We start from the raw sequence: 11560 nt of genomic DNA, 5'->3' as shown, positions 1-11560 counted from the left end.
GTCGCGTCCATCTTCATCTCGTTCTCGGCCGTGACCATGTCGAACTCCCGGTTCAGGATGTTCACGTAGGTCGAGTCCGAGAGCTTGTTCGCCGCCACGGCCGTGCCGAAGTACCGGCCGCTCTGCTGCGCCGCCGCGGCGAGCGTCGAGGCGGCGCCGCTGGCTGGTGTCGCGACCAGGACGGCGGCGCCCGCGGCCGCGGCCACCAGGGTGGACACGAGTGCGACTCGTGAGACCGACTTCGCTGTCAGCTTCATGTTTCAGCGCTTTCTGAGGAGCACCCGCGCAGGAGCGGGTGACGGGACGGGATCGGGTCGGAGCGGCTGGCGGCCCGCTCGGCACGAGGTGGTCGAGGACTCTCGTGACCACCCGTCGTTCGGTCTGAAACCTTTACGAGTATTAACCGAAACTGATCGGTCGATCAACCCCCAGTTTCACATGTCTGAACGGTTTTTGGACACAACCGCCTCCATCGTCTGCCCCGTGAGGCCACTTGACCAGCACCTTGACCGATCAGGGCGAAGTAGAAGTATCGAAATTATTCGAAAACAACTGCGCAACTTCCGATCCGCCGACATCATTCACCGAGGGATCGGGGACACGGCTCACGGGCCTTCCGCGGCGTCGTGCGGGCCGTGGTCGAACCAGTCGAACCACGCGGTGCCCCCGGTCGCGTACATGCCGATCACCCGGCCCGTGAAACCCGTGGCGACCTCCGTGGACAGGTACCTCCCGTCGACCTCGGCGAGCGGCTCCCCGTTCACGTGGAAGCCGACGTAGTCCGGTGCGGCGACGTGGAGACCCCGCGGCTCCGCGTCGTCCGGTGGGAGTTCCCGGACGTGCCGGGTGGTGATCTCCAGGGTGACCGGCCCCGGCGGCACGGGGCGGGCGGCCGTGGTCTGGCGCACGGGCCCGATGCGGGCGATGACGTCGACCCGGCCGTCGGCGACCTCCAGGTCGTAGTGGTGGGCCTCGTCCACGCGCACCGACAGGCCCGCGCGACCGGTTCCCGGGTCCAGCAGGACGGTGGTGCGGCTCTCGGGGTGCAGCTGGCGCCGGCCGACGAAGGTGCACCCCGGACGGTCCAGCGTGGGACCGGTGGCGCGCAGGGTCAGCCACCCCGGCCGTTCGGTCAGCGACCACGACCCGTCCGGGCGCGACCGCGGTGAGATCCAGCGCGGGTCGAGCTCGGGCGCGTCGAAGTCGTCGCGCCGCGGGGCGGGCTCCACGGGGCGCGGGCTGCCCGGTGCCCGCTCCCGCAGCTCGACCGGACCGACGCGCGGCCAGCCGTCCTCCCAGCGCACCGGGGTGAGGAAGGTCTCCCGGCCCAGGACGTGGAACCCCGGGCTGTACCCGCGCGGGCGGGTGGCGAGCAGGACCATCCACCACCGGCCGTCCGGGGTGTCGACCAGGTCGGCGTGACCGGTGCTCTGGATCGGGCGGTTGGTGCTGCGGTGGCTCAGGACCGGGTTGTCCGGCGCGGACTCCCACGGTCCGCGCGGCGAGGGAGCCCGCGCCACGGCCACGGTGTGGCCGCGTTCCGTGCCGCCCTCGGCGATCAGCAGGTACCACCACTCCCCGATCCGGTACAGGTGCGGCGCCTCCGGCCACTGCAACCCGGTCCCCTCCCAGGCGGGCAGCGGCCCCTCCAGCACCGTCCCGGCCGCGGGGTCGATGCGGGCGACCTGCACGCCGAAGAAGTCGGCCCCGTGGGCGCCGGCGAAGGCGGACCAGCAGTTGCCGTCCTCGTCCCACGCCAGGTCGGGGTCGATGCCGGGCAGGTCGATCCACACCGGGTCGGACCAGGGCCCCTCCGGCCGCTCGGCGGTGACGGTGAAGTTGCCGCCGTGCGAGGTGTTCGTGGTGATCACCCAGAACCGGCCGTCGTGGTGCCGGATCGTGGGCGCGTAGATGCCGTCGGAGGCCATCGCGTCGGCCGGCAGCGGGAGCTGCGAGGGGCGGTCCAGGACGTTGCCGACCTGCCGCCAGTGCACCAGGTCGCGGCTGTGGAAGACCGGCACGCCCGGGAAGTACTCGAAGCTGGAGCAGACCAGGTAGTAGTCCTCCCCGACCCGGCACGCGCTGGGGTCGGGGTGGAACCCCGGGATGACGGGGTTGTCGTAGTGCGGTGGTTCGGGCTTCGGTGACGTCATGGTTTTCCTTGTCGTGCGGGCGTTTCAGCCCTTGAAGGCGCCTTCGAGGATTCCGGCGACCATGCGGCGGCCGACGATGACGAACAGGACCGCGAGGGGGACGGTGGCCAGGAACGAGCCGGACATGGCGAGCCCGAGGTCGACGTCGTAGCTGTTCTGGAGGGCCTTGATGGCGATCTGGGCGGTGTAGCGCTCGGGCGACTTGAGCACGATGAACGGCCAGAGGAAGTCGTTCCACGCGGTCACGAAGCCGAACAGGCCGAGCACGAACGCGGCCGGGCGCACGATCGGGAAGGCGATGCGCCAGAACACCTGCCACGTGTTCGCGCCGTCGATCGTGGCGGCCTGCACCAGCTCGTCGCTGATGGTGGCGGTGATGTGCTGGCGCATCCAGAAGATGCCGAACGCGCTGGCCAGTCCCGGCACGATCAGGGCCTGGAGGGTGTCGACCCACCCGAGCTGGGACATGATCATGTACTGCGGGATGACCGAGAGCTGGGTGGGCACGGTCATCGTGAGCACGACGAGCAGGAACAGGGTGTTGCGGCCCGGGAAGCTCAACTTGGCGAAGGCGAACCCGGCCAGCGCGCACAGCACCGCCTGGCCGACGCCGATCGCGGTGGCCACGGCGAGGCTGTTCAGCAGCGCCTGGAGGAACGGCACCGTCTCCAGGACCAGGCCCACGAGGTGGAGGAAGTTGTCGCCGGGCACGACCTCGGGCGGCATCCTCGTCGCGGTGGCCGTGTCGGTGGTGGCGACGATGAACATCCAGTACAGCGGGAACAGGCACGCGACGGTGGCCGCTGCCAGCAGCAGGTAGGTCCACCACCGGACCCGGCCGGGGCGTCGGTGGCGCGGCGCGGCGGTCGTCATCGGTCCGCCTTGATCCGCGTCGACAGCAGGTAGTTGACCGCGGCGATCACCACGACCATGGCGAACAGGGCGACGCCGATCGCGGAGCCGTAGCCGAACTCGAACTGCCCGAAGCCCTGCTCGTAGAGGAACAGCGTGAGCGTCTGGCACTGCCGCACCGCCCCGCAGGTCAACGGCGCGCCCGAGGCGATCAGCAGGGGTTCGGTGAAGATCTGGAGGCCGCCGATGGTGGAGGTGACCACGGTGAAGATGATCACCGGGCGCAGCGAGGGCACGGTGATGTGGCGGAAGCGCTGCCACGGCCCGGCGCCGTCGATGGCCGCGGCCTCGAACACCGCGCGGGGCACCGATTGCAGTGAGGCGAGGTAGAGCAGGGTGGTGTAGCCGAACCACCGCCAGACCACCATCGTCGCGATGAGCAGGTGACTGCCCCAGGTGGACTGGACGAAGTCGACCGGCTCGACGCCGACCAGCCCGAGCAGCCAGTTGAGCAGCCCGTAGTCGCGGTCGAACAGCTGCGCGAACACGATCGCGGTGGCCGCCACCGAGGTCACGTACGGGACGAGCATCGACATCCGGAAGAACAGGGCGAACCGCAGCCGGGCGTGGTTGAGCACGTGCGCCAGCACGAGGGCCAGCAGCAGCTGCGGCACGGTCGACAGGAACCAGATGCTCACCGTGTTGCCCGCGGCGTTCCAGAACCGGGGGTCGGCGAACATGCGGGTGAAGTTGTCCGCGCCGATGAACACCTGGTCCCCGATGGGGTTCCAGTCGAACAGCGCCACGTAGAAGGTGAAGGCGAACGGGAACAGCCCGAACACCGCGAAGAGCACGAAGAACGGCGCGATGTAGGCGTAGGCCGACAGGCGCTCGCCCAGTCGCCGCCCCTTCGGGGAGGCGGGCGGCGGCAGTGTCGCCGAAGGCGCGGGGGTGAGCGTGGCGGTCACGGCGGTCACTCGCCGATGGCGGTCTTGATGTTGCGCACCGCGTCGTCCCACGCCGTGTCCGGGTTGCCGCCGCTCTGCTCGACGTTGGTGATGGCGTTGAGGAACTCCTGCCCGATCGCCGCGCTGTCGGGGCCGATGTAGAACGGCTTGAGCCCGAGCAGCGAGTCGGTGTAGATCTTGCCGGTCGGGGCGTCGGTGAAGAACGGGTCCTTCGCGTCGACGAGCTCGGCGTCCTGGTAGACCGAGGGGGTGGAGGGCAGCGCGCCGACGCGGGCGAAGTGCTCCAGCTGCCCCTGGGGCGACTGCATCTCCTTGATGTAGTTCCAGGCGGCCTGGGGGTTCTTCGCGCGCTTGGGGATGGCCAGGTAGCTGCCGCCCCAGTTGCCGGACCCACCGGGGATCGTCGCGATGTCCCACTTGCCCTTGGTGTCGGGCGCGGTGCTGCGGATGCTGTTGAGCATCCACGAGGGCGCGGACACGGCCGCGTACTGCCCCTGCGCCATGCCGGCGCTCCACGCGCTCTCGAACGAGGACTGCCCGGCGGTGATCCCGGCGGTGGCCGCCTTGATGCCGAGGTCGAACGCCGCCTTGACCTGGGGGTTGTCCGCGTAGACCAGCTTGCGGTCCTCGCTGTAGTACTTCTCCGACACCTGGTTGACCGCCTGGTAGAACACGCTGGTCGCCGCGTTGTCGGTGAACGCCTTGCCGGTGGCCTGCTTGTAGCGCTTCCCGGTCTCGATGAACGCGTCCCAGGTCGGCCACAGGGCGCTCACGGACTCCCGGTCGGTGGGCAGCCCGGCCGCGGCGAACAGGTCGGTCCGGTAGGCCACGGCCATGCCGCCCACGTCGGTGGGGATGCCCAGCACCTCGCCGCCCTTGGCGACGCTCTGCTTCCACACCCAGTCCAGGTAGTCGCCCTTGATGTCGTCGGCGCCCAGCGTCCGCAGGTCCACGAAGTTCTGCGGCTGCTCCACGAACTGCGGCAGGTTGTCGCCCTGGATCAGCACCAGGTCCGGCACCTTCCCGCCGGCCAGCGCGGTCGTCAGCGACTGGGCGGTCTCGGTCGAGGTCCCCACCTCGGTCAGCTTGATCCGGATGTCCGGGTGCTTCGCCTGGTACGCGTCCACGGTCAACTTCTGGTCGATGGCGGAGAAGGACCAGAAGTCGAACGTCTTGTCATCCCCTCCCCCGCCGCCGCCACCTCCACCGGGCGTGCAGGCGGTGGCCAGGGTGAGGGCTGCGGCGACGAGCAGCAGGGGCGAGCGGAAGGTCACGACGTTCTCCAACGTGTGCGGCCAAGCGGCACGCGGCCGCGCGGATTGTCGAAAGTTTCGCTTTTTGTTCCGATTGTTAGCGCTCACGACCGTAAGCCGCGTCACACCAGGCGTCAAGGACAACCTTTGGCAACGGGATGTCCGCGCCTTCCTCCCGCACTCCCCCGACTCACCGGCGAGGACGACGCCATTCGCGGAAACAATGGGGAAGCGCAAGCGACGCACGCCCTCGGCGGTGCGGCCCACCCAATTCCGCCTGGTTCGACCCCCGAAGACGCGCAGGGCTGACCACCTGCACAGCTTCGACCGAATGGACGTCGCTCCCGGTGAGCTAAAGATGTTTGCGTTAACTTTAGCTGTGCGCCCGACGGGTTATCCGGGCGAAACATTTGCGTTACACCTTGACCCGCGGTGCCCGATCCCCCACAGTCGAATAGACGCGCCAGACACACCCCGGCGACGATGTCGCACCCTCGCCGCGCCCTTTGCGCAGAGCAGATGCCCGCGCTGTGTTGTTATCGCTAACAGCCCTGGTTCGAGCGCGGGGTGATGCCGCGTCACCACCTCTGGCTCCGCTGCCGACCGGCCCGAAGGAGAGGCGATCACCTTGCGTGGAAGAGGTTCCCCGCCCCGACGAACCGCCGCGATCTCCGCCGCCGTGGCGCTGGCCACGACGGCGGCGGCGCTGGTCGGGGCCCAGGCCGCGTCCGCCGCCACCGGCTGCCGGGTCGACTACGCCATCGCCTCGGAGTGGCCGGGCGGGTTCGGCGCGAACGTGGTCGTGACCAACCTGGGCGACCCGGTGAACGGGTGGCGGTTGTCGTGGACGTTCTCCGGCAACGAGCGGATCACCCAGTCGTGGAACGGAAGCCACAGCCAGTCGGGCGCCCGGGTGACGGTGACCAACGCGGCGTGGAACGGCACCATCTCCACCGGCGGGACCGCCTCGTTCGGCTTCAACGCCGACTCCGGCACCCGCACGACGCCCCCGGCGGGGTTCTCGCTCAACGGGGTGGCGTGCACCGGCTCCACCACCCCCACCGGCACGACGACCGGCACCACCGGCACGACGACACCGCCGGAACGCCCCGCTGTGGAGAACAACTTCGCGGTCACCCGCGAGGCCGCGCACGGCGACAACCGCTACACGGTCTTCCGCCCGGCGAACCCGCAGTCGGTCGGCCGCACGCTGCCCGTCCTGGCGTTCGGCAACGGCGCGTGCGCGCACACGGACAACCGCGAGGTCACCCGGGCGCTGACGTTCATCGCGTCGAAGGGCTTCGTCGTGGTCGACACCGGCTCGGTCGACGGCTCCCCCAACGGCGTGCCCAGCGGTTCGCCGATCCCGTCCCTGCTGACCGACGCGATCAGCTGGGCCGCGCGCGAGCAGAACCGGTCCGGCTCGCCGCTGGCGCAGCGGCTCGACCTGACCAGGGTCGCCACCGCGGGCCACTCGTGCGGCGGCCTGGAGGCCCTCATCGCCGCCCAGGACAGCCGCGTCTCGGCCGTGGTCTCGCTGGACAGCGGCCTGTTCGCCGACGGCTCGTTCGGCTACTCGCGGTCCGAGCTGCGCAAGCTGCACTCGCCGGCGCTGTTCATGGACGGCGGTCCCTCGGACATCGCCTACGAGAACACCCAGGCCAACTACGACCTGGTCACCGTCCCCGCCGTGCTGGCCAGGCACCCGCAGGCCGGGCACGTCGGGTTCATCACCGGCAACCAGATGACCGACGGCATGACGACGGTCGTCCAGTTCCTCGACATGGTCCTCTACGGCAACCAGACCGCGCGGGACTACATCCTCAGCCCGTCCGGGCTGGCCGCCAAGTACCCGTGGACGGTGGCCGGGAAGAACTTCTGACGGGCCGCGGGCCCGGGCGCGCCGCCCGGGCCCGCGGCCCGTCAGACCCGCTGGAGCTGGAAGCGCTGGTTGGCCGCGCCGGTGACGGTCCACTGCGAGATGCGCGCACCGTCCGCCGTCGACGCCGACCACACGTCCAGCGCGAACCCGCTCAGGCGGTTGACCAGACTGATCACCCCGCCGCCCTGGTCCACCACCCGCCACTGCTGGGCCTCGCCGTTCACGTCGGGCCGCTGCGCCACGTCCGCGCCCGTCCCGGTGCCGGCCGCCTGGAGGACCAGGCCGCTGTGCCGGGCCCGCACGCGGTAGTGGCCGCCGCCGGAGTCGAGGAAGTCGAACCGCTGGTTGAGACCGCCGGTGGCGGGCCACTGGTTCAGCAGCGCCCCGGCCGAGGTGGACGCGCCGCTGATGTCGGCGAGCTTCCCGCTGTGCTGGGCGACGAGCCGGTAGTCGACGCCGACCTCGACCACCGGACCGCTGCCGCCCTGACCGGTCGCCCGGTAGGTCCGGCCGGCCTGCGCGGTGAACTCGACCACGTCGGACTCGGGGCGGCCCGGCTGCACGGCCGTGCCGGTGGTGCTGTCGACCAGGCTGAACGTGCCGGTGAACAGCCGGCTGCGGACGCGGACGACGCCGGTGCGGTCGGGCGTGACGGTCAGCTCGGTGTTCCGGCCGCCGGTCCACGTCGCGCCGACGGTGTGGCCGCCGCGCCCGCGCAGGCCGGTGACGCTGCCGCTCGGCCAGGCCGACGGCAGGGCGGGCAGGACGTGCAGCTCGCCGTTGTGGCTGTGCAGCAGCATCTCGGCGATGCCGGAGGTGGCGCCGAAGTTGCCGTCGATCTGGAACGGCGGGTGCAGGTCGAACATGTTGGGCGCGAGCCGCTCGGTGGTCACCAGGGAGCGGATCAGGTCGTGCGCCCGGCCGCCCTCCTCCAGCCGCGCCCAGAAGTTGATCTTCCAGGCGAGGGACCAGCCGGTGCCCGCGTCGCCGCGCAGCTGGAGGGTGCGGCGGGCGGCGGCGAACAGGTCGGGCGTGCCGCGCCGGGTGATCTGGTTGCCCGGGTGCAGGCCGTACAGGTGGGAGACGTGCCGGTGCTGGGGCTCGGTCTCCACCCAGTCGTACAACCACTCCTGGATGTTGCCCCGCGACCCGACCTTCATCGGGGCGAGCCGCTGCCGCGTCGACCGGACCTGGCCGCGGAAGTCGGCGTCCACGCCGAGCACCTCGGAGGCCGCGGCGCAGCCGTCGAACAGGTCGCGCAGGATCTGCATGTCCATCGTCGGTCCCGCGCACACGCTGGCGTTGGCGTGGTGGGGCAGCTCGGGCGAGTTGGACGGGTTGGTCACCAGCGTGCCCAGGGTCGGTTCGGTGACCAGGGTGTCGAGGAAGAACTGGGCGGCGCCCTTGAGCGCCGGGTAGTACGACCGCAGGAACTCCACGTCGCCGGTGAACCGGTAGTGGTCCCAGATCAGGGTGGCCAGCCACGCGCCGCCGGTCTGCCACATGCCCCACAGCGCGCCGTCGACCACCGACGAGCCGCGCCAGGCGTCCGTGTTGTGGTGGGTGACCCAGCCGCGCGCGCCGTACTGGGCCTGCGCGGTCCGGGCGCCGGTCACCACCAGGTCGTCGATCATCCGGAAGACCGGCTGGTGGCACTCGGCGAGGTTGGTGGTGTTCGCCGGCCAGTAGTTCATCGGCAGGTTGGCGTTGATCGTGTACTTCGACTCCCACGACGGGGTCATCAGGTCGTTCCAGATGCCCTGGAGGTTCGCCGGCTGGGTGCCCGGGCGGGAGGACGAGATGAGCAGGTAGCGGCCGTACTGGAAGAGCAGGGTGGACAGCTGCGGGTCGGAGGTGGTGCTGTGCCGGGCGATGCGCACGTCGGTCGTCTGGTCGGCCGCCGCGGTGCGGCCGAGGTCGAGGGTGACCCGCCCGAACAGGGCCTGGTAGTCGGCGACGTGCCGGCTGCGCAGCGCGTCGAACGACAGGCCCTGCGCGTCGGTGAGCCGGGTGCGGGCGCGCCCCTGGTGGTCGCCGTTCACCGTGCGGAAGTCGACGTGGCTGGTGCCGATGGAGACGAGCAGCGTGACGGCGTTGGCGTTGACCACCCGGACCGAGCCGCCGGAGGAGCTGGTGGAGCCGCCCTCGGCCAGCACGCGGGCCAGCGCGAGGAACCGCACGGAGCCGGCGATGCCGCGCATGTCGCCGGACACGCCCTCCAGCGCGATCGTCGTGCCGTCCGGGCTGGACGACGAGGCGCGCTGCGGCGTGCCGAACGACGCCGTGAACGACACCGAGCCGGGCGTCTCCGCGGTCAGCCGCACGACGACGACCTGGTCCGGGGCGCCGGCGAACACCTCCCGGCGGTGCCGCACGCCGTTCGCGGTGTACGTGACGGCGGTGGTGGCGGTGGTCAGGTCGAGCCACCGCTGGTAGCCGCTGAGGCCGTTCGCGGTCGGCAGGGCAAGCCGCAGGTCGCCGACGGGCTGGTAGGCCAGCTGCGCGGCGGGGTCGCCCAGCATCGCCTGGTTGATCAGGTCCTGGGCCCGCGTCCACTGGTCGGCGAACACCAGCCGCCGGATCTCGGGCAGCGCCGCCGCGCCGCGGGTGTCGGTGTAGTCGTGCGGGCCGCCCGCCCACACCGTGTCCTCGTTGAGCTGCAACCGCTCGGTGTCGGTGTTGCCGAACACCATCGCGCCCATCCTGCCGTTGCCGATCGGCAGCGCCCGCAGCCAGTCCGAGCCCGCGGGCTCGTCGTACCACAGGGCGAGGTCGCCGACCTCGGGCGGCGCGGCGGCGGCGTGCGCGGTGGCGGTCCACGACGGGGCGGTCAGCGCGGCGCCGACGCCCGCAGCGCCGTACCTGATCATCTGCCTTCGCGTGAGGTCGGACATCCCGTCTCCTTCAGCCGATGGGGTCGTGGAGCGGGTCGCGGTCGGACGGGGGTGAGGGCGGGGGTACGGGTGGTGCGCCGCGGGACGGGGAGCGGTCCCGGTCCCGCGGCGCACCCCCGCGCCGGCCTCGGCCACGCGTCCTCGGCCGGGCGGGCCGGTGGTCACCTGGCGGTGAACTGCCACCAGTTGACGTTGAACAGGTAGCCGCTGCCGCCGGTGAACCGGAAGTACACGTCCTGGGTCCCCGACAGGCCGTTGACCGGGCACGAGACCGTCGTCCAGTTCTGCCAGCCGCCGGTGCCGGGCACGGTGCAGCGGGCGGTGGTGGCCCCGGTCGCGCTGCCGGTGCGGACCTCCAGCGCGCCGCCGGACGTCCCCGAGGCGACGCGGGCGGTGAACGTCGACGCGCCGTTGCCGAACGCGACGTTCCTGACCTTGATCCAGTCGCCGTTCTCGATCCAGCCGACGTTCATGCCCCCCTCGCCGGCGGGCTCGGTCTCGATGCCGCTCCCCCACGCGATGGTCTCGGCCTCCTGGCGGGTGTAGGGGTTGAGCACGTCGACGGGCGGCGGGCCGCTCGTGGTCATGCCGAGGCGCGGGATGGTGCCGTCGGCGTTGTAGGTGAACCTCTCCACCGCGACCGAGCGGGCGTAGCCGCCACCGCCCGGCAGCGCGCCGTTGTGGTAGAAGAAGTACGAGTTGTTCTTGTAGTCGACGACGCCCGGGTGGTTGGTGAAGCTGCTGCCCTGGGTGGGCATCAGGGTCCCCCGGTAGGTCCACGGTCCGGTGGGGCCGGGTGCGGTGGAGTAGGCGATGAACTCCGAGCAGCACTGGGCGGCGAAGACGTTGTAGTACAAGCCGTTGCGCTTGTAGACCCACGGCGCTTCCTCGTACAGGGTGGGCCTGTCGGGGTTGCCGGTGCGGGCGCCGAAGCCCGCCGCGGTGAGCGGTATCCGGGTCGGGCTGCCGGAGAAGCTGGTCATGTCGGCGTTGAGGCGGACGTACCAGAGGTTGGGGTTGCCCCAGTAGAGGTACGCCTGACCGTTGTCGTCGATGAACACGGAGGGGTCGATCTCGCCGTTCTCGACGAGCGGTCGACCGAGCGCGTCGCGGAACGGCCCGGTGGGGCTGTCGGCGACACCGACGCCGATGGCCATGCGGTTGGTGGCGCGGTTGACCACGGGCACGTACCAGTAGAACCTGCCGTTGCGCTCGACGGCCTGCCCGGCCCACGCGTCGGCCTTCGCCCACGAGAAGGTGGACAGGCTCATGGGCGAGCCGTGGTCGGTCCAGTTGACCATGTCGGTGGTGGACCAGGTGCGCCACTCCTTCATGGTGAAGTAGGTGGCGCCGTCCTCGTCGTGGCCGGTGTAGAGGTAGAGGCGGCCGTTGTGGACCAGCGGCGCGGGGTCGGCGGTGTAGATGTGCTGCACGACCGGGTTGTCCGCCCTCGCCGCCCCGGGGAGCAGCGCGGCGAGGCAGAGGGCGGACAGGGTCCAGGCGACAGCGCGTCGCAGGGTGGGGCGGGTGCGCGTCACGGGGTCTCCCTGGTCGGGGT

Annotated in this window: 8 protein-coding genes; 1 reads left to right on the top strand and 7 read right to left on the bottom strand. The window is 71.0% G+C overall.

The genetic code is table 11. The features are described 5' to 3' along the window. From CKY47_RS23915 to CKY47_RS23895, 5 genes are all read right to left on the bottom strand, one after another. Positions 1 to 257 (bottom strand): endo-1,4-beta-xylanase (locus CKY47_RS23915; RefSeq protein WP_306748270.1); only part of this gene is annotated, 257 nt, incomplete at its 3' end. A gap of 348 nt (positions 258 to 605) precedes the next feature. Then, entirely contained in the window at positions 606 to 2153 is a 1548-nt protein-coding gene (locus tag CKY47_RS23910) for a glycoside hydrolase family 43 protein (RefSeq protein ID WP_306748269.1), read from the bottom strand. Positions 2154 to 2177: 24 nt separating this feature from the next. Next, positions 2178 to 3026, bottom strand: a complete 849-nt coding sequence (locus tag CKY47_RS23905; RefSeq protein ID WP_306748268.1) for a carbohydrate ABC transporter permease — start codon at positions 3024 to 3026, stop codon at positions 2178 to 2180. Next, positions 3023 to 3982, bottom strand: coding sequence for a carbohydrate ABC transporter permease (locus CKY47_RS23900; RefSeq protein WP_306748267.1), 960 nt, complete (start codon positions 3980 to 3982; stop codon positions 3023 to 3025). Before CKY47_RS23900 ends, CKY47_RS23905 begins: the two co-directional genes overlap by 4 nt. After that, positions 3979 to 5247 carry an ABC transporter substrate-binding protein gene (locus CKY47_RS23895; RefSeq protein ID WP_306748266.1) on the bottom strand — a complete coding sequence of 423 codons (1269 nt, stop codon included), beginning with the start codon at positions 5245 to 5247 and terminating at the stop codon, positions 3979 to 3981. The genes CKY47_RS23900 and CKY47_RS23895 overlap by 4 nt, the downstream gene beginning before the upstream one ends. 607 nt (positions 5248 to 5854) lie before the next feature. Between CKY47_RS23895 and CKY47_RS23890 the strand changes: the two genes are divergently transcribed. Beyond that, positions 5855 to 7108, top strand: a complete 1254-nt coding sequence (locus tag CKY47_RS23890; RefSeq protein WP_306748265.1) for a cellulose binding domain-containing protein — start codon at positions 5855 to 5857, stop codon at positions 7106 to 7108. Positions 7109 to 7149: 41 nt separating this feature from the next. On the opposite strand, the gene CKY47_RS23885 is transcribed toward CKY47_RS23890, so the two are convergent. Further along, positions 7150 to 10002, bottom strand: a complete 2853-nt coding sequence (locus CKY47_RS23885; protein ID WP_306748263.1) for a glycosyl hydrolase family 95 catalytic domain-containing protein — start codon at positions 10000 to 10002, stop codon at positions 7150 to 7152. 161 nt (positions 10003 to 10163) lie between these two features. Beyond that, positions 10164 to 11540 carry a glycoside hydrolase family 43 protein gene (locus tag CKY47_RS23880; protein WP_306748262.1) on the bottom strand — a complete coding sequence of 459 codons (1377 nt, stop codon included), beginning with the start codon at positions 11538 to 11540 and terminating at the stop codon, positions 10164 to 10166. Between the last annotated feature and the right edge of the window lie 20 nt (positions 11541 to 11560).

Origin of the sequence: Saccharothrix longispora, from assembly GCF_030852425.1 — a bacterium.
GTDB lineage: Bacteria > Actinomycetota > Actinomycetes > Mycobacteriales > Pseudonocardiaceae > Actinosynnema > Actinosynnema longispora.
This window is presented reverse-complemented; position numbering and strand designations above follow the sequence as displayed.

Coding starts and splice junctions, on each gene's coding strand:
- CKY47_RS23905 (WP_306748268.1), bottom strand. CDS start 3,026: ATGACGACCGCCGCGCCGCGCCACCGACGCCCCGGCCGGGTCCGGTGG.
- CKY47_RS23910 (WP_306748269.1), bottom strand. CDS start 2,153: ATGACGTCACCGAAGCCCGAACCACCGCACTACGACAACCCCGTCATC.
- CKY47_RS23885 (WP_306748263.1), bottom strand. CDS start 10,002: ATGTCCGACCTCACGCGAAGGCAGATGATCAGGTACGGCGCTGCGGGC.